At 56.0% G+C, this 21,954-nt stretch carries 21 protein-coding genes and 2 riboswitches; of the genes, 20 read left to right on the top strand and 1 reads right to left on the bottom strand.

From position 1 onward, the window contains the following. Positions 1 to 28 precede the first annotated feature (28 nt). Positions 29 to 163 (bottom strand): hypothetical protein, encoded by a 135-nt coding sequence (locus TPH_RS16230; protein ID WP_269077471.1) that lies wholly within the window; start codon positions 161 to 163, stop codon positions 29 to 31. Then, a riboswitch (molybdenum cofactor riboswitch) is annotated at positions 157 to 274 on the bottom strand. (Overlaps the previous gene by 7 nt.) A 300-nt stretch (positions 275 to 574) precedes the next feature. Beyond that, positions 575 to 694: riboswitch (molybdenum cofactor riboswitch) on the top strand. A 124-nt stretch (positions 695 to 818) separates the two neighbouring features. Here TPH_RS16230 and TPH_RS10735 point away from each other — a divergent pair. The 20 genes from TPH_RS10735 to TPH_RS10635 all read left to right on the top strand — a co-directional run bounded on the left by TPH_RS10735 (position 819) and on the right by TPH_RS10635 (position 21,941). Beyond that, positions 819 to 2,837 (top strand): sigma-54-dependent Fis family transcriptional regulator, encoded by a 2,019-nt coding sequence (locus TPH_RS10735; protein ID WP_015051229.1) that lies wholly within the window; start codon positions 819 to 821, stop codon positions 2,835 to 2,837. Between the two features lie 164 nt (positions 2,838 to 3,001). Further along, complete coding sequence (gene rplU / locus TPH_RS10730) at positions 3,002 to 3,364, top strand: 50S ribosomal protein L21 (protein ID WP_015051228.1); 363 nt, start codon at positions 3,002 to 3,004, stop codon at positions 3,362 to 3,364. Then, complete coding sequence (locus tag TPH_RS10725; RefSeq protein ID WP_028990855.1) at positions 3,357 to 3,719, top strand: ribosomal-processing cysteine protease Prp; 363 nt, start codon at positions 3,357 to 3,359, stop codon at positions 3,717 to 3,719. The genes rplU and TPH_RS10725 overlap by 8 nt, the downstream gene beginning before the upstream one ends. Beyond that, positions 3,700 to 3,990, top strand: a complete 291-nt coding sequence (gene rpmA / locus TPH_RS10720) for a 50S ribosomal protein L27 (protein WP_015051226.1) — start codon at positions 3,700 to 3,702, stop codon at positions 3,988 to 3,990. The genes TPH_RS10725 and rpmA overlap by 20 nt, the downstream gene beginning before the upstream one ends. 233 nt (positions 3,991 to 4,223) lie before the next feature. Next, a complete protein-coding gene (obgE, locus tag TPH_RS10715; protein ID WP_015051225.1) occupies positions 4,224 to 5,498 on the top strand; it encodes a GTPase ObgE in 1,275 nt (424 codons plus the stop codon). A 242-nt stretch (positions 5,499 to 5,740) separates the two neighbouring features. After that, the gene (gene proB, locus TPH_RS10710; protein ID WP_015051224.1) at positions 5,741 to 6,925 is read left to right on the top strand and encodes a glutamate 5-kinase; all 1,185 of its coding nucleotides are present in this window, start codon (positions 5,741 to 5,743) and stop codon (positions 6,923 to 6,925) included. Continuing rightward, the gene (locus tag TPH_RS10705) at positions 6,912 to 8,165 is read left to right on the top strand and encodes a glutamate-5-semialdehyde dehydrogenase (protein ID WP_015051223.1); all 1,254 of its coding nucleotides are present in this window, start codon (positions 6,912 to 6,914) and stop codon (positions 8,163 to 8,165) included. The genes proB and TPH_RS10705 overlap by 14 nt, the downstream gene beginning before the upstream one ends. 98 nt (positions 8,166 to 8,263) lie before the next feature. Beyond that, positions 8,264 to 8,878 carry a nicotinate-nucleotide adenylyltransferase gene (nadD, locus tag TPH_RS10700; protein ID WP_015051222.1) on the top strand — a complete coding sequence of 205 codons (615 nt, stop codon included), beginning with the start codon at positions 8,264 to 8,266 and terminating at the stop codon, positions 8,876 to 8,878. After that, the gene (gene yqeK, locus TPH_RS10695) at positions 8,859 to 9,524 is read left to right on the top strand and encodes a bis(5'-nucleosyl)-tetraphosphatase (symmetrical) YqeK (RefSeq protein WP_015051221.1); all 666 of its coding nucleotides are present in this window, start codon (positions 8,859 to 8,861) and stop codon (positions 9,522 to 9,524) included. Before nadD ends, yqeK begins: the two co-directional genes overlap by 20 nt. An 18-nt stretch (positions 9,525 to 9,542) precedes the next feature. Further along, a complete protein-coding gene (gene rsfS / locus TPH_RS10690) occupies positions 9,543 to 9,890 on the top strand; it encodes a ribosome silencing factor (protein ID WP_015051220.1) in 348 nt (115 codons plus the stop codon). Positions 9,891 to 9,981: 91 nt separating this feature from the next. Continuing rightward, on the top strand, positions 9,982 to 10,938 hold the full coding sequence (locus TPH_RS10685) for an HD-GYP domain-containing protein (RefSeq protein ID WP_015051219.1): 957 nt from the start codon (positions 9,982 to 9,984) through the stop codon (positions 10,936 to 10,938). Positions 10,939 to 11,244: 306 nt separating this feature from the next. Then, complete coding sequence (locus TPH_RS16015; protein ID WP_015051218.1) at positions 11,245 to 11,886, top strand: response regulator transcription factor; 642 nt, start codon at positions 11,245 to 11,247, stop codon at positions 11,884 to 11,886. A 486-nt stretch (positions 11,887 to 12,372) separates the two neighbouring features. Continuing rightward, positions 12,373 to 14,250, top strand: a complete 1,878-nt coding sequence (locus tag TPH_RS10675) for an OmpL47-type beta-barrel domain-containing protein (RefSeq protein ID WP_015051217.1) — start codon at positions 12,373 to 12,375, stop codon at positions 14,248 to 14,250. A gap of 609 nt (positions 14,251 to 14,859) precedes the next feature. Then, positions 14,860 to 15,528 carry a periplasmic substrate-binding domain-containing protein gene (locus tag TPH_RS10665; protein WP_015051216.1) on the top strand — a complete coding sequence of 223 codons (669 nt, stop codon included), beginning with the start codon at positions 14,860 to 14,862 and terminating at the stop codon, positions 15,526 to 15,528. 115 nt (positions 15,529 to 15,643) lie between these two features. Beyond that, positions 15,644 to 16,240 carry a hypothetical protein gene (locus tag TPH_RS10660; RefSeq protein ID WP_015051215.1) on the top strand — a complete coding sequence of 199 codons (597 nt, stop codon included), beginning with the start codon at positions 15,644 to 15,646 and terminating at the stop codon, positions 16,238 to 16,240. Between the two features lie 133 nt (positions 16,241 to 16,373). Continuing rightward, positions 16,374 to 17,069, top strand: coding sequence for a hypothetical protein (locus TPH_RS10655; protein ID WP_015051214.1), 696 nt, complete (start codon positions 16,374 to 16,376; stop codon positions 17,067 to 17,069). Positions 17,070 to 17,243: 174 nt separating this feature from the next. Further along, positions 17,244 to 18,431 carry a PKD domain-containing protein gene (locus TPH_RS10650; RefSeq protein WP_015051213.1) on the top strand — a complete coding sequence of 396 codons (1,188 nt, stop codon included), beginning with the start codon at positions 17,244 to 17,246 and terminating at the stop codon, positions 18,429 to 18,431. A 179-nt stretch (positions 18,432 to 18,610) separates the two neighbouring features. Continuing rightward, positions 18,611 to 19,786 carry a signal peptidase I gene (locus TPH_RS10645; protein WP_015051212.1) on the top strand — a complete coding sequence of 392 codons (1,176 nt, stop codon included), beginning with the start codon at positions 18,611 to 18,613 and terminating at the stop codon, positions 19,784 to 19,786. A gap of 12 nt (positions 19,787 to 19,798) precedes the next feature. Continuing rightward, positions 19,799 to 20,920: a DUF5305 domain-containing protein gene (locus TPH_RS10640; RefSeq protein ID WP_015051211.1), complete on the top strand. Its 1,122-nt coding sequence runs from the start codon at positions 19,799 to 19,801 to the stop codon at positions 20,918 to 20,920. 55 nt (positions 20,921 to 20,975) lie between these two features. Further along, on the top strand, positions 20,976 to 21,941 hold the full coding sequence (locus TPH_RS10635; protein ID WP_236608787.1) for a hypothetical protein: 966 nt from the start codon (positions 20,976 to 20,978) through the stop codon (positions 21,939 to 21,941). The last annotated feature ends 13 nt before the right edge of the window (positions 21,942 to 21,954 follow it).

Raw genomic sequence — 21,954 nt, 5'->3', positions numbered from 1 at the left:
CCCTTTTTAATTTTTTGACCTCGCTCCATTAACCTGCAACCGGCGCTGGCTCCTCTAACCCCTCTTTACCATCACCCCCTTTGGATAGAAACTCTACCAGGGAGACGGGATAAACCCCCTGCAAAAAGGCCATACCGGAAAGAGGTATGGCCCAGCTACTCAAGTTGTAAATCCCCTTTCCATAACGGGAGGTATGTCCGTTTCCAGACATACCCTACAGACCTGCTGCCATAGCCAGTGCCACAGGCGGACAGGTTCGGAGATGATATTTCCTTGGCTGTTGACTTAACTAAGCAATATCCATGCCAGGATATGGTTCCGGCCGGACATGATATCATTCATTAATTCCTACATCCAGCTTGGAGTCCTGAAGGAGACTTTCGCCTTGAATGCCAATAGATGTAAGCTGATTGTCGCGGTGTTGTATAATTTGTGCTACATTCCCCTGACAGGCCGGTACGGTTCCCCGGTGGATTCGGTTCGAAAGTGGTATCTCAATGGAAAAGCCGGAAATTAATTGGTCGGTGGAAGGATTTTCGGGAACATTGTCGAACGAACTTTTGAAAGGAATAGAGAATGAATAATTCTCCGAGCCTGGTGACCTGAAGCCAGCCAGGTATGGTTGCCAGGCCAATGGGTCTGGCGGGAAACCGCCGGGCCTCCCATTACGGAAAGGAGAGCACTATACGCCAGGGGGTATCTGTGCTCTCCTGCACAGATACCCCCTGGATTTATTATTTAAAGCTGTTACTGGCGGCGTTTGCCGGGATACGACCTGTTTCGAGAAACGGGACTTCAGAGGGGGAGGTGGCGTGACGATGCCAAACAACGGAACAGTTTCCCGTAGTATCGCCATAGCGTGGAAGATCTTCGTGAATACTGGCAAGATCCCCGCTACCGTGCGTTCAGAGATAGCGGAGTCCTGGCTGCGTTCCAGGCGGGCTGGTGTTGACCCATGGGATGGCGTCAGCCACCGGGTTTTAAGTGCCGAGCAACTTGAAGCACTGCTTTACAAAAAGAGGAGCTTAATCGACGTTGCCAGGCCTTTTATGACCAATCTCTATCATTTTGTAGCCGGTTCCGGTTTCATCGTTTTGCTGTCCGACGAACAGGGCTTCATCATGGAGGTTATGGGTGACAGTGATATCCTCAAAAATGCCGCAGAATTGAATCTTATCAGGGGAGCCAGTTGGATAGAAGAGGAGACGGGCACAAATGGTCTGGGCACCGCCTTGGCCATCAGAAGGCCAATTCAGGTTTCGGGAGAAGAGCATTATTGTCAGAAGGTGCATGGCTGGACATGCTCAGCGGCGCCAATTTACGATGATGACGGCAGGGTAATCGGCGCCCTTCAGATGTCGGGACCCTCGTTCAAGACTCACCCGCACACCCTGGGCATGGTGGTGGCCGCAGTGGAGGCAATCCGCAGTCAACTCCGTCTTCAGCGGCGGAACAGCGAGCTTGTCCTGCTCAATAACCGGCTGGGCAATATTTTCCATACCGTTTCAGACGGGGTTGTAGTGGTGGACAGGAACGGTCTGATCGAACAGGTTAATCCGGCGGCGGAAAAAATCTTGTCAAAGCCGGACAGCGAGATAAGGGGAGCCATGTTCAAAGAGTTTGTTGAGCGGGACCCGGGTATCGAAGAACTTCTGACGACCGGTAAAAGCTATACCGACAAGGAGGTGATTGTTAACAACAGAACGGGGATTGTCTATTGCCTCTCATCAGGCAAGCCGATTCAGGATGAAAAGGGTGCGATCACCGATGGAGTGATCTTTCTTAACCCCATCAATAAAATCAGAAATCTGGTCAACCGCCTCAGTGGTGCCCAGGCCACTTACACCTTTGCTGACATCATTGGTCGTAACAAGAAGCTTTTAAAGGCTGTGCAACTGGCCAAACTGGCTGCCACCAACGACAGCAATGTGCTGCTGCAGGGGGAGAGCGGCACCGGCAAGGAGGTCTTTGCCCAGGCGATTCATAATGCTAGTTCCCGTAGAAACGGGCCGTTTATCGCGGTGAATTGCGGTGCCATACCCAGAGAACTGATCGGAAGTGAGTTGTTCGGCTATGATGAAGGAGCGTTTACAGGGGCACGGCGGGGTGGCAGGCCCGGTAAATTCGAGCTGGCCTCGGGGGGCACCCTTTTCTTGGATGAGATCGGAGATATGCCCTTGGAACATCAGGTAGCCTTGCTACGGGTACTACAGGACAAAAGAATCACCCGCATCGGCGGAGAAAAGGTGATTGCCGTGGATGTGCGGGTGATTTGTGCCACCAATAAAGACCTGAAACTGGAGGTCGCCAGGGGTAATTTCCGCGAGGACCTCTTTTACAGGCTAAACGTGATCTCAATCTCCCTACCGCCCCTGCGTGAGCGGCGTGAGGATATACCACTTCTTTTTGATGTCTTCTTCGAAGAGATTTGCAAGAAAATGCATGTTGACATCAGGGATGTGGACCCCCGCGTGATTCCTTGCCTCCAGCGGTACCACTGGCCCGGTAATATCCGCGAGTTTCAAAATGTGATAGAGAGGATGGTTAATGTGGCCGCCGGGCAGAGTATCCGTCTGGAACACCTGCCCGAAGAAATTGTCTGCCCACACTCTTCCGGTTTGCAACCAGAGGGGGATGGGGCGCCCCGAGAAACGACCTTGCTCGCCGAGCGAAACAGGATCAAACGACTGCTGGCCGAAAAAGAGCGCCAGGAAATTTCCCTTCTTTTGGTCAAAAATAAGGGGAATCTTAGCAAGGTGGCGCGGGAACTGGGAATTTCCCGTAGTTCCCTCTACAGAAAATTGCGCAAACTTGATATCCTTTCTAAAGGTGACTGAACCATCTCAATGCCCTCAACGCCCCGGTTTGCTTGACACCGGGGGACCGGTGATGCTAAAATTCACTTGTGATTATGCCCGAAAAGTCGCTCGGGAAGGGTTGCCAGAGCGCATCCCTGCAAAGGATGCCACCCTCGAAGATCCCGGCGGAAGGAGGAAGGAAGTTGTTCGCGATAGTGGAAACCGGCGGCAAGCAGTACAAGGTGCGCGAGGGCACCGTGCTGCGGGTGGAAAAGCTGGATGCCGCTCCAGGTGAGGAAGTGGTTTTTGACAGGGTTTTGGCTGTAGAATGTGACGGCGATTTTAAGGTAGGAACCCCCTATGTCCCGGGGGCGCGGGTGACTGCCTTGGTGCGGAGTCAGGGTAAGGCCAAGAAGATACTGGTTTTCAAGTATAAGCCCAAGAAGAACTACCGCCGCCGCAAAGGCCACAGGCAGCTTTACACGGAGGTGGCGATTCAGAAGATCTTCTGCGGCCAGAATGGCGCGGCGGAACCGTCCGGCGGGCAGTCGGGAACAGATGATTGAGGCCTTATTTGTGGAAGGGGAGAGCGGTGAACTGGAAGGGTTTTGCGTCAGGGGGCATGCCGGGTATGCTCCCCCCGGAAGGGACATCGTCTGTGCCGGCGTCTCCGCTCTCGTCCAGACGGCCGTCGCTGCTTTGAAACGGTTTCTTTCCCGGCAACCGGCGGTCATAAGGGACTCCCAGGAGGAGGAAGGCGCCTGTGTGCGGTTGCTGTTGCCCCCGGATTTGCCTGAGGAGGACAAAAAAACGGCCGGGATTATTCTGCAAACCCTGGAAATCGGAATGCACGGAATTGCCGGGAGCTATGGAAAGTATATCGAGGTGAGGAGGTGTCGCCATGATTCTGGAGGGTTTTGATCTGCAGTTATTTGCCCATAAAAAGGGAGTCGGCAGTTCCCGTAACGGCCGGGACAGCGAAGCCAAGCGCCTCGGTGTCAAGAGATACGACGGCCAGTTCGTGCGGGCCGGAAATATCCTTGTGAGGCAGCGGGGAACGAAGATCCACCCCGGGTGGAATGTCGGCCGCGGTAATGATGATACACTTTACGCACTTGTCGACGGTTATGTGAAGTACGAGGGCTGCGGTAAGAACCGCAAGAGGGTCAGTGTTTACACAGAGGCTGTATAGATTTTCTTCCGGGAAGGCGGATCGTTTCCCCTGGTCGCCAGACCAGGGGAATTTGTCATCTGGGGTCAGGGCCAACAGCTAGGTGCCTTTCTGGGGAGTGGTCCCTTGTCGTATCGATTTTTCTGGCAGCTCATGGGATGATTATTCCAGATAGCCGGGTCAAATCCCTTAGTGCTTTGAGTGCAGGCAGCAGATAGTGAAGAGGCAGTAAGACCTTTAAGGGGATTTTGAAGATGTTTTATGATTATGCGAAGATATACGTTAAAGCCGGTGACGGCGGCAATGGTGCGGTTGCCTTCAGACGCGAGAAGTACGTTCCCGCCGGAGGCCCCTGCGGTGGTGACGGCGGGCGCGGAGGGGACGTGGTGCTCGTTGCCGACAGAAACCTGCACACTCTCAACGATTTCCGTTACCGCAAGCACTACAAGGCGGAGCGGGGGGAGCACGGACGCGGGAAGGACCAGCACGGCAGGAAGGGGGAGGACCTGATTGTGCGCGTCCCGGTCGGCACCGTCGTCAGGGATGCTGAAGGGGCGTTTTGCGTCGATCTGCACAGGCACGGACAGAGGGCAGTTGTTGCCCGGGGGGGCAAAGGGGGGCGCGGCAACGCCCGCTTTACCTCGCCCCAGTTCCGGGCTCCGCGCTTTGCCGAGAAGGGTGACCCGGGGGAGGAACGCTGGCTGGTACTGGAATTGAAGCTGCTGGCAGATGTCGGGCTGGTGGGCTACCCCAATGCGGGAAAGTCCAGCCTTCTCGGGCGTATTTCGGAGGCCCGCCCCAAAGTGGCCGGCTATCCTTTCACTACCCTGAATCCCAATCTGGGGGTGGCTCAGGCCGGGGAAAGAAGCTTTGTGGTGGCCGACCTCCCCGGCTTGATCGAAGGGGCGCACGAAGGGGCGGGGTTGGGTTTCCGCTTTTTGCGCCACGTCGAGCGCACCCGGGTTCTGGTCCTGGTCGTCGATACGGCCGGAACGGAGGGGCGTGATCCACGGGATGATGTGAAGGTGATCAGGCGGGAACTCCGCCTCTACAACCCGGAGTTGGCCGAACGCCCCCTGGTGATCGCCGCCAATAAGATGGACATCCCGGCCGCCGGGGAAAAGCTTGCTCTGTTGCGGGAAGAGTTCCCGGACATAAAGATCTATCCGATCTCGGCGCTGTGGGGAAGAGGGGTCGATGAACTCCTGTACGGGCTGGCCGGTATACTGGAAGAGGAGGAGGAAAAGGAAGAGGTTTCCGCTCCCCCTGCGGAAGAAGTGCGGGTGACCACTGTCGCCGACCGGGATGAAGGGGGCTTTGCGGTTACCAGGGATGAGGACGGTTTTCGCGTTGTGGGGAAAGGTATCGAACGCCTGGCCGCCCGTCTCGACCTGGAAAATCCTGATGCCCTGCGTTATTTTCACCACATGCTGCGCCTGATGGGGGTGGATGATGCCCTGCGCAGAAAGGGCATTGCTCCGGGCGATACCGTCAGCATCGGAGATCTTGAGTTCGAATGGGAAGAGTAAGAGAGAAGTACCGCTGGTGAAAAACGAAGGGAAAGCGGCAGGAATTGCCGGCGGGAAAGCAGAAAAATACCCACACAACAGTTACCGGCGAATGGAGCCCATCCGTAAAATTGGAGATGGCCGGATTGCCTGTTGGCTTTCGGTGCTCGGGGCGTCGGCTAAGAATTCGAGAAATCTATGAAAATTTAAACGTGGGGAAGGGATGCCGACCTCATTAGCGGAAATAGGGGAGAATGAGGCTGATGACGTCTTTAAATATCCGTGCTGCTCTCACCGGAGCGCGTAAGCTTGTCATCAAAGTAGGGACGCGGCTTTTGTGCGGCAGCAAGGGAGACCTGAACTTAAAACGCATGAAGGGTCTGGTCGAGGATGTGGCGGGCCTTTGGAAGGAGGGGCGTGATGTTGTTCTGGTCAGTTCGGGAGCTATCGGAGCCGGCGTGGGAAGGCTGGGGCTTCTGGGAAAGCCGCGCACGCTCCCCGAAAAACAGGCTGCTGCAGCCGTCGGCCAGGGGATCCTCATGCAAAACTACGAGTCTTTCTTCGCCCCCTTTGGGATCACTGTTGCCCAGGTGCTCCTGACGCGGGATGATATCAAAAACAGGGGGCGTTACCTCAATGCCCGCCATACCCTGTATTCCCTCCTGCGTTACCGCGCCTTACCCATCGTCAACGAGAACGATACCGTGGCCGTTGAGGAGATCCGCTTTGGTGATAACGACACCCTGGCGGCCCTTGTGTCCTGTCTTATCGATGCCGACCTGCTGGTTCTCCTGACCGATCAGGACGGATTGTATTCGGCCGATCCCCACGAGAACCGGGATGCCGAGCTGATCCCGGAGGTCTGGGAGATTACCCCGGAGATCGAGGCGGTCGCCGGAGGGCGCGGCTCCCACCTGGCCACGGGAGGGATGGAGACAAAGCTTCAGGCGGCGCGGATTACCATGCAGGCGGGGATACCGATGGTGATCGCCGGCGGTATGCAACGGGGCAATCTTGCCGCAATTCTGCAAGGGAAACGGGTGGGGACGCTTTTCGTGCCCTGCGAAGAAACGATGAAGGCGCGCAAACGCTGGATCGCTTTCGGCTCACCTGTTGAGGGGAAGATCCGCATCGATCACGGCGCTTTGGAGGCTATATTAAAAAAGGGAAAGAGCCTGCTGCCGGGCGGTGTTACCGGTGTTGTTGGCTTTTTCGAGGCGGGAAATGTTGTCAGCCTGGTAGATCCGTGCGGACGGGAGATTGCCAGAGGTATCAGCAACTACTCCTCAGATGAGGTAAAGTTGATAATGGGAAAAAAGAGCACGGAGATCAAGATGATTTTGGGCTATCATGACTACGACGAGGTAGTGCACAGGGACAATCTCACCATCATCGCTAACGGCAGCACACTCAAAGCGGGGAGGTTAAAAGGATATGCTGGAAAATGAAATGCTGAATATGGGAATGGCGGCCAAAAGGGCATCTTACAGGCTGGCGGGTATTTCCACCGACGTGAAAAACAAGGCCTTGCAGGCGATGGCTAAGGCGCTGGAAGAGAGAGAGGAAATGATCCTGGCCGCCAACCAGGTGGACATGGATGAGGGGAGGGCCAAGGGGCTAAACAATGCGCTGCTCGACCGGCTCCTGCTCACCCCGGAGCGCATCAAGGAAATGGCGGACGGCCTGCGGGAGCTGGTTGGTCTGCCCGATCCTGTTGGTGAAGTGACCGGGATGTGGACGCGGCCCAACGGCCTGCGGATCGGGAGAATGAGGGTGCCTTTAGGTGTGGTCGGGATGATCTACGAGGCGCGCCCCAATGTCACCGTTGATGCAGCCGGCCTCTGTTTGAAGTCCGGGAATGCCGTGATCCTGCGCGGCGGTTCGGAGGCCTTAAACTCCAATATCGCCCTGGCCAATGTCATCAGCACGGCGGCGGTCGGTGCCGGTATACCTGAAGGGGCGATTCAGCTGGTCCAGAGAACGGATCGGGAAGCTGTCAACATCATGATGAGGATGAACGATTACATCGACGTCCTCATCCCCCGCGGGGGAGCGGGACTGATCCGGGCGGTGATCGACAACGCCACTGTTCCGGTGCTGCAGACGGGTGTGGGCAACTGCCACGTTTACGTTGAGGAAGATGCCGATCTGGAAATGGCAGTGCGGATCGTCGTCAACGCCAAGACCCAACGCCCGGGAGTTTGTAACGCCATGGAGACGCTCCTCGTGCATGAAGAAATAGCGCCCCAATTCCTCCCTGTGGTGTCCTCCGCACTGCGGGAAAAGGGGGTGGAGCTGCGCGGCTGCGAGCGCACGAGGGAAATTCTTCCCGATTGCCTGCCGGCTACGGAAGAGGACTGGAAGAACGAGTACCTGGCGCTTATTCTGGCGGTAAAGGTCGTTAAGGACATCGAGGATGCCATTGAACATATTAACACCTACGGCACCGGGCATTCCGAGGCCATCGTTACTGGCAGCTACGAGAAGGCCTGCCGGTTTGTCCAGGGGGTTGATGCTGCCGCCGTCTTAGTGAATGCCTCTACCCGTTTTACTGACGGTTATCAGTTCGGGTTCGGAGCGGAGATCGGGATCAGCACGCAGAAGCTGCACGCCCGCGGGCCAATGGGGCTCCAAGAGTTGACTACCACCAAATTCATTATCTTCGGTAATGGCCAGGTGCGTTCTTAGGAAGGAATCCCCGGGCGATTGCCGGGTGCCATGCCCGCCGTCAACAGGCCCGACGAACGGTCGTCTTTCATCCCGGGGCGATAAAATGGGGTGTGAGCATGGAGGAGCAGCGCATCGGTATTTTGGGAGGAACCTTTGACCCGATTCATTGCGGGCACCTGGTGGCGGCGGAAGCGGCCAGGGAGAGATTCCGGTTACAGAGAGTTATCTTTATTCCAACGGGTATTCCCCCTCATAAGGAACCCGCAACGGTTACCGATTTCTGGCACAGGTACCTGATGGTTGCCCTGGCCGTCTTGACCAATCCGTACTTCGATGTTTCTCGGCTGGAATACGAGCGAGGGGGGATTACCTACACGGTTGACACTATGCGCCAGCTGCGGGAGATCTACGGAACCGCAGCCGAGCTGTTTTTCATCACCGGGAGCGACACCATTTTGGAGATCTTCGGCTGGAAGGAGCCGGAGCAGCTTCTTTCTCTGTGCAAATTTATCGTGGCTGTCCGGCCGGGTTTTGACATGCACTTTGTCGAGAAGGTGTTGGGGAAGTACTACAGAACAAGGGTTTATCCCCTGGAGATGCCGCAGCTGGGGATCTCCTCTTCGGATATCCGCAGGCGCGTCCGGGAGGGCAGGTCCATCAGGTATCTGGTCCCTGAAGCTGTAGAGGCCTATATCAGAAGGGAAAGGCTCTATGTTGCAAGTAAGGGGTAGCAAGGCCGGAACCGAGCAAGAATTTACGGCGAACGACGATAGCGGCAATAAGTTGTTTTCCGGGAGGTTGAGGGAAGCGGGACGAGAGAAAGGGCGTTTGGAAGCCGTGGTGCGGGATAGGCTGACGGAAGAGAGATACGCTCACGTCTTGGCCGTGCGGGACTGTGCCGCGAAGCTGGCAGAGCTCTACGGCGTAGACCGGGAAAAGGCGGAATTAGCAGGGGTTTTGCACGACTACGCCCGGGATCTTCCCGGGGAGGTTTTGCTGAGCCTTGCGGAGGAGAGGGGAATTCCTTTTAGTGAGATCGACCGCAAGGTTCCTATCCTGCTGCACGGTCCGGTAGGAGCCGCCCTCGTTCGAGAGGAACTGGGGGTGGAGAACCCCGAGGTATTGGATGCCATTGCACTGCACACCCTGGGTGGAGCGGGGATGAGCATGTTGGCTAAGATCGTTTACGTCGCCGATATCATTGCTGCGGACAGGGATTTCCCGGGTGTCAACCGGCTGCGGCAGCTCGCCGGGGAAGACCTCGACCGTGCCCTTGTGGAATGCCTGGCAACGACGCTGCGCTACTGCCTGGAAAGGCGCAGGCTCATTCACCCGCAAACCATCACGGCGTGGAATTATTATTGCCTTCGGGATTGAAGGGAGGGTGTACCGGTTTTGGATAGAGGCCAGGAAAAGGCCATCTCCGCGGCCCAGGCTGCTGCCAGAAAAAAGGCGCTTGATGTCACGGTGCTCGATGTGAAGGGGATCTTCCCAGCAGCCGACTATTTCGTCATCTGCAGTGGGCGAAACGCTAACCACCTTGCGGCCATTGCCCGGGAGGTGGAGGATGAGATCAGGAAGTCCCGGGACGGCTACTTCAAAAGGGAGGGGATTCCTGAATCCGGCTGGGTTCTGCTGGACTGCGGTGATGTCGTCGTCCACATTTTCAGCCAGGAGGCCAGGGCTTTTTACGACCTGGAGAGCCTGTGGGGAGATTCCCGGGTTATCTTTCAAAGCTTCTAACGAAAAAATTCTCAAGTGGCAGGAAATATCACAGATATTGTCGAAGTATCTAATGCAGCTGCCACCAAACACCATTTGAGGTGGGATGAACTTGCCGGCTCCTTTCTTCAAATTCGACTTCGAGCCGAAACAGCGCCAGACATTCATTTTTTTTGCGCTTGTGGTAACAGTTATCGCTCTGTCGATGTACCTGACGGTGAAAATATGCGAGCAGGCGGCCGGCGGAGGGGTGTTTGATTCGGCGGCGTCCCTCCTCGAATACGGCACTCTTGCGGGTAAATATCTGCTGTTTTTTCTGGTCCTCAGCTGGATGGTTTATACGTTCTGCTTGTTTGCTTACAGGTACCGGGTTTTGAGAAGGGAATACAGAGAACTTGAGAACAGCCTTGACGAGACAAAGCAGGAGGTCAACCGCCTCTTTTCCTCGGCCCTCAATACTTTGGCAGCCGCAGTTCAGGCGCGGGATGAAGGCTCTCTTAATCACCTGAAGCGGGTTGCCAGCTATTCTTTTGCCCTGGGCAGGAGAATTGGGATGTCCTCCGAAGAGCTGTCCGACGTTTACTGCGCCGCCCTCCTCCACGATTTGGGAAAGATCGGTATCTCCGACAGTATACTTAAAAAGCCGGCGAAGCTCTCTCTTGAAGAGTTTGCCGAGGTACGCAGGCACCCGGAAATTGGTACGAGGATCTTGGAGAAATTCGTTGTCTCCAAGAGGGTTACCAGCATTATCAGGCATCACCATGAATTCTACGATGGGACGGGCTACCCGGGAGGTCTGGCCAAAAGCGAGATCCCCTTAGGGGCGCGCATCATCGCCATCACTGACGCCTATGACGCCATGACTTCTGACCGCCCTTATCGGAGCGCTTTGTCGCACGAGGAGGCGGTGGCCGAATTGATCCGCTGTGCCGGTTCGCAGTTTGATCCCCGCCTCGTCATGCACTTCCTGGACGTCCTTGAAGAGGAAAGAAAGGACGGCCTGCAGCCAGCCGAGGTCGGTGCTTTTCTTCCCAGCCAGTACCAACAGCTGTTTTCTCTGATATTTTAGCTTGATGTAGCAAACCCTGTTTTTCCATAAAGAGCAAAGGCGGCCGCCTCTTCGGGCGGCTTTTTTATAGAACGGCGATTCTAACGCCGGAAGGGTCTTATCACTTTGGTAGATTAGATAATAAGATAATAAAATTGATTGAGATCTGACGACGGAAGAAACATGGTGGTCGATGATCCTACAAACGCTTACTTTTCGACAATTATTGCCGATAAACGGCATATTTGACGGAAGGAATTTCATCGGTTGGAAGAGAATTAGTACCCGGGATTATCAAAGGTGGCTTGAGTCTGGAGGGACGGTGAGATGGGAGATTATCGAATCCTTATCAGCGGTGATCCCCCGGAATGGTGTGACTGCCTGACTGCAGCCTTTGAGCAGAATATCCACTTTGACGTGTTGGGCTGTGTGCCTTCCACAGAACTGGTGGGGACGGCAGGCCGTCTTTACCCTGACGTGGTGCTCTGGAAGGTCAATGGGGGGAATCCCGTCCAGGGGCTCACCCGGCTCAGAGAAAAGGCCCCCTTTTCTCTGACGGTGATGATGGTGCGCGATCCGGGCGAGTACGATCTGATGGAGCTGTTGAGGAAAGGGGTGAGAGGCTGCCTGCCGCTCCGCCTGCTGCCTGCCCAGATCGTCAATGCGGTGGAGTTAATAGTGGTGGCTGGGGTGCTCTGCCTGCCGCGCTTTGGCCCCGAGTTTTTTCACAACACTGCCGGCAATAATCGCCCCAGCTCCGCTCTGGATAAGCTGACGGTGCGGGAGCGGGAGGTGCTTGCCCTGCTCATTCGGGATTTTCCCAATAAGGCGATCGCTTCTACCCTTTACCTCTCGGAATCAACCGTCAAGTCCCATCTGCGCAGCATCTTCCGCAAGCTGGGGGTACGCAAGCGCCACGAGGCGCAAGCTGTGGCGATCCAGAACGGACTCATCGATTCGGCTGGTTGAAAGGTTAAGCTCGCCTCCCCGTTAATAAAAAAAGTATCCGCTACCCTGCTGATCCGTACAGCATTTCAGGATTCAATCCTGTTTTTTTTATTTTCTGAATAATTCTTTGAAGAAGCTGGTCATCTTCCCCTCTCAACGGCGGCTGCCCTGGCCTCTCTTATTGCTGGGGAGGCGGGTTACGCCGGCTCCGGGGACTAAGCCGGAGTAACCGGCAAATCATCCCCAATTCATCCTGCGGTTGATGGCGATTGTCCGGCAAAAGGTGCTAAAGTAATGACGAATAACCGTGCTGTGAGGTGGCTTTGAAAGGGGAAAGAAAATGAGGATTATCCCCAATCTGAGGGGAAGCGAAAGCGTAGAATCTGGGCGCTAGGTTTCGAAGGGGGGTGAGCCTGGGGAATTAAACGAGTGGGAGACCTGCTTTCGTAATGAGAGTTGAAAGGTCAAGAGGAAGTTGACTCCGAAAAAAGGAAGGGGGAGAAGAGGGTGAAAAGACAATTGAGGGCTTTCGGTGCGGCGCTTATCTTTGCCGTTCTCTGCGTAAGTTTCCTGTCAGCGGCAGGAATCGCCTATGCCGGAACTTTTACGATCGCTGATGACTTCAGTGCTGACTCCGGTCTGTGGAGTTACGTAGGGAGTGCTTACAGGGATGCAGGAGCGGGTGATGTGGTTTTAACACAGAATAATAACGCCCAGGTCGGTGTCCTCTGGCTCCGGGACCGCGAAATAAGGGATAGAAAGTTTACGGTTGAGTTCAACTATCTGGCCGGTGGAGGAACGGGGGCCGACGGGATTGTGTTGATGTTTTACAAGAATAAAAATTATTCCCCCGGTGGCGGGGGTGTCATCGGTTTTATAGGGGGGGATCTAATACCGGTGGCAGGTTATGGGGTGGAGTTCGACAACCATTATAACTATGAGCATTACGGTATGGATCCCAGTGGGCGCCATATTGCCGTCATCAAGGACAGGGCGAACAATCACCTGAAGTATGTCAACACCGATGTTGTCGAGGACAACAGGTGGCATCAAGCCCGTGTTGTTGTCGACAACAGAAATATCACCGTTTTCGTCGATGGCAACAAAATGCTTGAATACGTAAGCCCCGGCGACCTTGACCGCACCTTCGGCGGGCTGGGTTTTTCGGGCGCCACCGGCGCTTTCAACCACTGGCACAGGATCGACAATGTGAGGATAACCCTTGCTGACGAGGTGGCACCATCCACGAACATCGATCTGGATGGGATCACGGGTAATAACGGCTGGTTCCGATCCGATGTTGTGGCGACCCTGAACGCGGAGGACGGCGACGGCTCAGGGGTTTCCAGCACCGAGTACAGCTTCGACGGAACAAGCTGGATCACCTACGCGGGCCCCTTCACCATCGCTGTCGAAGGCCTGACAACCGTTTACTACCGTTCGATCGATAAGGCAGGGAACGTGGAGGCCACGAAGAGCGCAGTGGTACTGATCGACAAAACACCACCGGAGATCATCGGTGCTCCGACGACCGCTCCGAACGGCAACGGATGGTACAATACCGGTGTTGTGATTCACTTTGAGGCCTCAGATGACGTTTCCGGGATCGCCAGCGTGACCCCGGATGTGCTCCTCACCACCGAGGGGGAGGGCCTTGAGGTCACCGGGACGGCTGCCGACAGGGCGGGGAACACCGCTAGCTGCACTGTTGGCGGCATCAACATCGACCTGACAGCTCCCTCAGCGGCGGCGAATCCCCTCGGAGGCACCTATAGCGGGGCGCAGAGCGTAACCCTTGCGGCGTCGGAACCGGCCACCTTTTACTACACCACCGACGGTAGTGAGCCCGGAAAGGAAAGCCCGGTTTATGAGGGGCCGCTTGAGATTGCGGCCGACACGGTTCTCAAGTTCTTCGCCGTCGACCGAGCGGGGAACCGCTCGCAGGTTTACACAGAGAACTACATCATCCTGCCGCTCTTGAAGTGGTACATCTACGGATGCAAGCAGCTGGACACTGGGCTGGACTGGACCTGTGATTCCGATTTCGGGGGGATCACTCAAACCGCTGCTGACCTGGCCTCTACAATAATCGTCAGGGATGACGGCGACGGGGATGGGATGTACGACCGGGCGGAAATCACCGTCCAGGGCGGCTATCCCAGCTATTACAACAAAATCGTGCTCGATGTGAAAAACACGGGAACGGAGCCGATTCCGCTGGAGCAGGTAAAAATAGCCAACGGCAACCCGGAGGAGCTGGAGCTGCGGCTGCTGGAGAGCCCCGCTTCCTCCATTGCTCCGGGGAGAAGGAAGGCAATCGGGATTGCCCTGCGGGTCAAGGACGGTGCTGCACCGGGCTTGTTCACCTTCACGGTTTCCCTGTAAAGGGTCTGTCGGCCCCGGTTGGAATCAATAAAAATTTTTTACCGGTGAAAGCGGGCTATCACAGCCCGCTTCTTGTTGCCCCGGCCGGGAGCCTGCACACTATCCGACCGGGGTCGCCTTTTTGCCAAGGACTTGGAGACGGGGCAGCTCTGCTGCCGGTGAATCCGGCTGCGCTGGTCGAAGCCGGATGGCCGGATCCACAACCCCCGGGGCCGGGGATCGAATGAGGGCAGGCTTAATACCGATTAATCCTACCGCCCCCCTTTCCCCGATGCAGGCCCTGAAATCCGGGCGGGTATTAATCCGGCTTTGTTTTCGCGGTTTCCCGATCCATCCCTTTTTCCCCCTCGCGGTCAATAGCGGTTGAGAAGAGGCTCATGGTATCTTGGGGCTGGCCGGGGGGTTGTGGCAGCACCTCTTAATCTGGGAACGGAAGCGGGAGTTGTCCGATTCTCTGCTCTGAACGTGGATCTGATTTGAATATCAAAGCCGACCTGGCAACAACAGGGAAACGGGGGGTGAAAAGAGGAAGCTGTTTCAGGATATGATTGGGAGAGAAGGGAGAAGTTGTGAGCTGAATTCCGATAACAAATAAAGGAGGAAAATCTTATGAAGCCCAAAAAGACTGCTCTTATCTGCATCGTGGCGGTGCTTGCCCTGGCCTTAATGGGCTTTGGCTTCGCCAAGTGGTCGGATACTGTGGCGATCAACGCTGAAGTGGCAACCGGTAACGTGGATGTCGAGATCGAAGCCCTAGGTGTTAATGACGAGGGGCCCGACCCCAATATTCCGCCCGGGAACAACAGCGAGGGCAAGGATGTTGCGAGCATTGAGTGCGTCAATGTTGATGAAAATACGATTAAAGTCACCATCAGCAACGCCTATCCGTGGTATCAGCCCGGCTTCATGTTCAGAATCAACGGAGTGGGCACCGTACCCGTCAAGGTGGAGGATGTGATTGGCCCCAATTGGGACGGCGAGTTGGGCGATTTCATCAAGGTGGCGAGCTGGAAGATAACGGTGCATAACCCTGCGTCCAACGGCTTGGAGCAGTATGACGATGTTATTAGTTCCGAAGGGGAGACGTCGTGGGACGACCTGTTTGATGCCCTCAAGTACATCCAGCTCCACCAGGACGGGTTTATCGAAGTCGAAGTAAACCTGTGCATTATAGAAGAGATCGGCGAAGAACTTGCCCCGGAAGAGGCCACCACTACAGGCACCATCACTATCAATGTCGCCCAGTGGAACGAAGTTTTCGGGCCGGTGGCGGAGTAATACCTGTTGATAATTTGTCCGTGTGCAGCGGGTTATGGATGCAGGGGGCCACTTATGCCCCCTTACCCGCTGCCATAAAAGTTTTCTACTATTGCTCGCGGGAGGGAGCACCGGAGTGAAAAGACCGCTGTTCTTCTGCCTGGTAATGCTCTTTTCGCTGATGATCATCGGTGCGGGATACACCAGCTGGTCGGATACCCTGCTGGTCAACGCCGACGCGGCTACGGGATGGCTGGGGGTGGGCATCAGGTGCGAGGATGCCGATGCCTGGATGTGCGGCCGGTGCCGCAGCCAGGAGCCTGAAAGGGTGAACCCGCCATCTGTAAGCTATGCCGAGGGCCCCTGGGTCTGCGCCGTCTCGGAGACGGACTACTATGAGTACGTGGATCTCTTCTTCGGGGGCGGCTGCAACGGCTGCAGAATTACCGCCGCTCTCGAGATCGGCAACGGTGGGACGATCCCGGCCAGGATTAAAGGCATCTCGCTGGATGGGTGCGGGAACGGGTGCCTTCAAAAATGGGAGGTCAGCCTCCCCAACGGTTACCGGGAGAACGGCAGCGGCATCAAGCGGTTGCAGAGAGCGGTCAGAGATGTGCTGCTCGATCCGCAGCAGAGGATGTGCATTGAACTGCAGTTTCACCCCGGCTGCTCTGCGGAAGAGGCTTCCTTAAGCATCTGGGCGGACGCCTGCCGCTGGAACGATAGGGGATAGCCGACTGGAGTCCTTGGTTTTAGGATGCCGCAGCTGCCGTCACAGTTTTGCTTAAGTTTATTTATTTAAGATGCCGTTTGGATGGTTTTGTACTCCTTTAATTAGATGCTTTATAGAAAAGGGAGGTGCGATCGTGCGCAAGAAAGCGCTTGTCTGCCAGGTTGTGGTGCTTGCTCTGGCTCTGATGGGATTCGGCTTTGCCAAGTGGTCGGACTCTGTGGTGGTAAGAGCCACTGCTCAGAGCGGCTCGGTAAAGTGGGGGATCTTCGATGAAAGCGTATGGCAGCTCGACGAGGGGACCGACTGGCACTCCGAGATGGAGGGCGGGATGCTCAACTATGATCAGGACACAGAGGGCAAGGATGTGGGCTCTACCTCTGTTGAGGTCACAGACGCCAATGAGGACGGCGTCAAGGACACCCTCGACATCACCGTTTCCAATGCCTACCCCTGCTACTTCAACGAGATAACCTTCGATGTCATTAACGCGGGGACCATACCGGTTATCGTGCAGATTCCCGAGCTGACGTGGATGGAAACTGAGTCTGAATTGGAAAGCGGGGTTGTCTACTACCTCTGCAGCAACGGCTCCATCATCAGCGAATATGATGACGGTTTTGTGAGCCCTGAGGAGAACGGCGCCGTGATCGAGGTCATGTTCCAGGACAACGTCAGCGCCCAGCAGCACCCGGGAGAGGTGCTCAGCGAGAGCATCTGCTTCCATGTGCTGCAGCCTGCCGCTCAGAACGATCAATACAGCTTCAGCCTGAGCATTGAGGGTGTCCAGTGGAATGAGAGCCCGATCCCGGCCGGGAGCGTAGTTGATTGAAAGCAAACCTGTTGAATGTCGGGTGGGATAAGTCCCACCCGGAATTATCAAATCTTTATGCGCTGGGTGTTCGGCACCCACAGGAGGATTGTTCGGTTGTCAAAGCTCCGGTCTTTTGGACCCGGAAGGCGGTGAATATTGACCCCTATAGTAGGGGGGAAGGAGGTTTCAGGAATGAAGAGAAAGCCGTCAGTGATCCTCATCAACCTCGTTTTATTGGGTTTAGGGCTGGTTCTGGCTTTTGGCTTCTTCGGTTTGGGGCAAGCTGAAGCTGCGCTCTATCCTGCGGCAAAGATCATCGTTCTTACCGAAGATAGCGATGTTACTATAGAAATGTTGCCCGCAACAGCGGATCTCAACAACCTCTTCGGCTTATGGAGTCCGGAGCGCAGAGATATCGGCTATGGCCACAGCCTTACCCCAGGTACGGTAATCGATCTGGGGAGGTATCCCGCCGGCACGGAATTGATATTCTTTATTTCCAACAGCCGGGAGGGAACCTGGTTCACAGGGCCGGGGGAGAGGAACAGCGATGGCCAGGTACATGCCGTTGTAACCGAGATGGGTTTCCAGACCTGGGAGGTCGGTTTTGAGGACCTGAGGGGCGGAGGGGATCGCGACTTCGATGATGTCGTGTTCATCATCAGAGGGGACATTTATATCGATGAACCACCTTATAACAACCCTCCGGTAGCGGAGGCTGGCGGCCCCTATGCGGCTTTTGTAGGTTCCTCGGTTGCTTTCGATGGGAGCGGTTCCTCCGATCCCGATGGTGACCAGCTCCAGTACCGCTGGGATTTTGACAATGACGGCAACTGGGATACCGAGTGGACGACGGATCCCTGTGCGGCTTTTACCTGGGATAGCGTTTATCAGGGTACGGCCAGATTGGAAGTGAGTGACGGGGTTCTTACCGACACAGACACAGCGGCGGTTACCGTTACAGAGGTACCTGCGCAGTGGTACATCTACGGGTGCAAGCAGCAGGACGTCGGGTTAGACTGGACCTGCGATCCGGAATTCGGGGGCATCACCAAAACCAATGCCAATCTGGCATCAACAGCGATTGCCAGGGAGGACACAGATGGGGATGGGATGTACGACCTGGCGGAAGTCGCGGTCAATAACGGTTACCCCGCCTATTACAACAAGATCGTGCTTGATGTGAAGAATACGGGGACGAAACCGATCCCGATAGGCCAGTTGAAGATCATCAACAGCAACCCCGAGGAGATGGAACTGCGGTTGCTAGAGAGCAGTGATTCTGTTATTCAGCCTGGCAGAAGGAAGGCGATTGCGATCGCATTGCGGGTCAGGGATGGCGTCGATCCCGGGGTGTTTACCTTTACGGTTTCCCTTTAAGCGGTCGTTCGCCGGTGTAGCCGGAGCGCTTTGATGTAGGGTGGGAGCGCTGCGAAGTGAAGTCCCGGCGCTCTTCACCTCCCAATTGCTGATGATTGCGGGTGGTGGAAGACCCTTTGTGGTCGGCCGGATTGACCGGTTCCGGTGCATTAGGCCGGCCCCGGTGGGAAGGAAAGGCAATGAGCTTCTCCAATGGGAAACTCAGACTTCCATGTGACTGGCTGTTGGGCTGCGGACTGGCATGTACAGTTCCCCTGCTCTTTGACTTCGTGTTGCCGCGCATTCTGCCCGGTTTTTACGGGGTTTATGTAGCCCAGCCGGCGGTCTGGCTGCTTATCATCCTGTATTTCCTGCACCTGCCTCGCTACCGGGGGGTGGGGAAAAAACGGATGCTGCCGCTGCTGATCAGACTGGCCGGCGGGGTTGCTCTTTTTCAGATCTACCTGATGGTGGTGGCCGGTTTTCTGAGCGGTTTCGGGAAGAGCCCTTACTCTTTCACACTCAGGGGAATCCTGTTCAACCTGGTGTACGTTGCGTCAGGGCTTTTGGGTATGGAGCTCTGCCGCGCCTGGCTGCTCAACAGGCTCCTGCACAGGCCGGCTGCCTTTTTGCCCGTTTTGCTGGCCTTGCTCTTCGCCGTGATCGACATCCCGGCCAAACAGATCCCTGGGCCGGAGAGCACACTGGAGACCTGGACTCAGTTCTGCGGGTCCTCGGTGCATCCCATCGTTATGGAGCATTTGCTGGCCTCTTTTCTGGCCATGTGGGGGGGTGCGCTGCCTGCTCTTGTCTACAGGGGATTGCTCGAGGCTTTTGAGTGGTTCTGTCCGGTGCTACCGGACCTCAACTGGGCGATGAAGGCTCTTACCGGTACGGTTGTTCCTCTGGTGGGTCTGGCAATTATCCAGGAGTATTATGCTTCTCAGCTTGCCTCCCGCCGCAGAAAGAGAACAACCGGGGAGGGGATGGTAAGAACGGCGGTTTTCGGAGTTGCCGCCGTGGTCACCATCTGGTTTTCCCTCGGGGTGTTCCCGGTGCGACCGGCGGTCATCTACAGCGGAAGCATGCGGCCGACCCTGGAAGTAGGGGACATCGTGATCATTGCCAGAAAAAACCCCGATCTTCTGACGGTAGGTGACATTATTGCCTACAGGGTTGAGGGTTCGCCGATTCCAACGATTCACCGGGTGATTGAGGTTGAAGGCGCCGGTTTTGACCGGAAGTTTATTACAAAGGGGGACGACAACGACCAACCAGACGAGCCGGTGCAGCAGGGGCAGGTTAAGGGAAAGGTCGTGCTGGTAATCCCGCGTTTGGGCTGGGCGTCGATAGCCGCTAGAAAACTGTTTATCTGAGGGGGAAACACTGTGCGCCTGGGCAAGATCGAGCTGGGCAAGAAAGTAAGAATCGCCATCCTTCTTCTGCTGATGCTGTTGCTGGCCGCTTCCCTTTACAACCTTTACAGGGTTTACCGGGAGCCGACTGTGGTGAGCAAGAATCTCCCCGTGTACAGTTATGAACAGCGGGGGCAGATTGATTATCAGGTTCAGATCAGGCCAAACAGTATTTTCAACGAAACGCCCCTCGGCTCCGGCCAAACCTATTACGCCAAGCTGGTCAAATCAATCGATGCTGTCTGCAGCTATCGATTCACTGCCGATGCTGCCGCTGAGATGAAAGCCGATTACAGGATTGTTGCGGTGGTTGAAGCACCTAAGATGTGGCGCAAGGAGTTTATCCTCGTTCCGGAAACGGCGGTGCAGGCGACGGGAAAAACTTTAGTGTTCAGCAGGCCGTTTACCATCAATCTGGAGTCCTACAACCAGTTCCTAAAGAGTGTTAATGAAGAATTGGGGGTAAATGCCAGAGAGCCCAGGCTCGTCATCAGGGCGGACATTGATTTAGAGGCCAGATCCGCCGCCGGCAGGGTTGCCGAAAAACTGGCGCCGACAATGGAAATACCTCTCACATCCGGTGAGTTCCGGATCGTCGGCAACCTGACGCCCCAAAAGAGCGCTGCCCTGACGAGGACGGTTCAGATCCCCGACCCCGATGCGCAAGAGAGAAGGATTAAGGCTTGCATTCTTCCTGTTGCTCTCCTTCTTCTTCTGGTTGTTTTTTCCCTGGTAACGGAAGGCAGGAATTCTGCCGGCCCAGATTTAGTGCAGGTGGTCTGGAGGCAGCACGGGGACAGAATGGTGCGGGCCGGAGATGACTTCTCCCTGCCGGAGGACCTCATCACAGTTTCCCTTTCATCTCTGGAGGACCTGGTGAAGGTAGCCGATGAGGCCGGCAAGCCGTTGATCTATCAGGAGGGGGTGCTCCCTCACAAGTTCACCTGTTACGTAATTGACGGTTTGACGGTGTACAGCTGCCGGGTTGCCGAATTCGATCAGTGCATCAATGCTGCTGCTCTTTTTAACGGCAGGACCCATCATTCGGCGGGGGCAGCGGCAAGCCGCCGGGATCAGAGCTTCGGCGATACTTGAGGGCGGATAGATAGAACCCCGGAACATCTCCAAGAGAGGGGTGTATTGTTAAGGGATGAGGAGAGCGGCTTTGCTATTAGTAAACATGCTCCTGGCCTTATCTTTGATGAATTACGGCTTCGCCAGGTGGTCCGGCAACCTGGAAGTAAGGCCCACCGCCCAGACGAGCCGGGTGAGTTGGGGTTTTGACAGGAACCTATTGGAGCAGCGCGACACCGGGCCCGATCCAACATGTGATCCCGGTTTAGAGAATGTGCGCACCTGTCCGGAGGGAAAGGATGTCTCCAAGACGGTCTATTTCTGGGGGGATGCCGGCAGTGACGGTGAGGGCGTTCCGGACAGGATTGACCTGACTGTCAGCAATGCTTATCCCGGCTATTACAACATTATTACCTGCGGTATCAAGAACAATGGATGGGTGCCGATCAGCATAGAAAGGGCGGTGCTCGGCTGGGAGGGCCGGTCGCAGATTCTGGAAAATGGCTCTCTCTATTACCTCTGCAGCGGGGGAGAGGTTGTTTGCAGAGATGTTCCGGAAGATGCCTTGATCGAGGTGCGCTGGAGCGTTGAGGAGAAGCCCCTGCAGGGCCCCGGAGAGCTCTTCGAGGGGTATCTGGAGTTTCATATACTGCCCGGTGTTTCCCAGAAAGGCAAATATAATTTCAGTATCGCCGTTGCTGCAGCGGTGGATGAGGACTCCGGCGGGGCCGACGACGCCGAAGAGCCCGGAGGATCGGGTGTCCCAGGAGAACCGGGCGAACCGGAACCGCCGCCGGGAGGGGATGACGAACCGATCGATGTGCCGGCGGAACCGGGCGTGGTAGGGCCGCCGGCAGGGCCGCCCTCCGCAGGTGAGCAGCCTGAGCCAGTGATACCTCCGCCGGAGGGGAAGCCTGCGTTCCCTCCGGCAAAGGGAGAGTTCCCCATTACGGGCGGCAATCTGTTCGCAGCGGTGTACGCTGGGGTGGTTCTGATCGGAGCCGGTGTTCTGCTGCTCAGGAGAAGGGAGGGCAAAAGGTGATCCCCCCAGGAGG

This window comes from Thermacetogenium phaeum DSM 12270 (assembly GCF_000305935.1).
Lineage (GTDB): Bacteria > Bacillota > DSM-12270 > Thermacetogeniales > Thermacetogeniaceae > Thermacetogenium > Thermacetogenium phaeum.
The sequence above is the reverse complement of the archived record's forward strand: the minus strand, read 5'-3'. Positions and strand labels throughout refer to the sequence as shown.

Excerpts from the sequence above, each read along its gene's own strand:
- TPH_RS16015 (WP_015051218.1), top strand. The coding sequence starts at position 11,245 with ATGGGAGATTATCGAATCCTTATCAGCGGTGATCCCCCGGAATGGTGT.
- obgE (WP_015051225.1), top strand. The coding sequence starts at position 4,224 with ATGTTTTATGATTATGCGAAGATATACGTTAAAGCCGGTGACGGCGGC.
- rpmA (WP_015051226.1), top strand. The coding sequence starts at position 3,700 with ATGATTCTGGAGGGTTTTGATCTGCAGTTATTTGCCCATAAAAAGGGA.
- TPH_RS10645 (WP_015051212.1), top strand. The coding sequence starts at position 18,611 with ATGAGCTTCTCCAATGGGAAACTCAGACTTCCATGTGACTGGCTGTTG.
- proB (WP_015051224.1), top strand. The coding sequence starts at position 5,741 with ATGACGTCTTTAAATATCCGTGCTGCTCTCACCGGAGCGCGTAAGCTT.
- TPH_RS10635 (WP_236608787.1), top strand. The coding sequence starts at position 20,976 with ATGAGGAGAGCGGCTTTGCTATTAGTAAACATGCTCCTGGCCTTATCT.
- yqeK (WP_015051221.1), top strand. The coding sequence starts at position 8,859 with ATGTTGCAAGTAAGGGGTAGCAAGGCCGGAACCGAGCAAGAATTTACG.
- nadD (WP_015051222.1), top strand. The coding sequence starts at position 8,264 with ATGGAGGAGCAGCGCATCGGTATTTTGGGAGGAACCTTTGACCCGATT.
- TPH_RS10725 (WP_028990855.1), top strand. The coding sequence starts at position 3,357 with ATGATTGAGGCCTTATTTGTGGAAGGGGAGAGCGGTGAACTGGAAGGG.
- TPH_RS10650 (WP_015051213.1), top strand. The coding sequence starts at position 17,244 with ATGAAGAGAAAGCCGTCAGTGATCCTCATCAACCTCGTTTTATTGGGT.
- TPH_RS10705 (WP_015051223.1), top strand. The coding sequence starts at position 6,912 with ATGCTGGAAAATGAAATGCTGAATATGGGAATGGCGGCCAAAAGGGCA.
- TPH_RS10735 (WP_015051229.1), top strand. The coding sequence starts at position 819 with ATGCCAAACAACGGAACAGTTTCCCGTAGTATCGCCATAGCGTGGAAG.
- TPH_RS10665 (WP_015051216.1), top strand. The coding sequence starts at position 14,860 with ATGAAGCCCAAAAAGACTGCTCTTATCTGCATCGTGGCGGTGCTTGCC.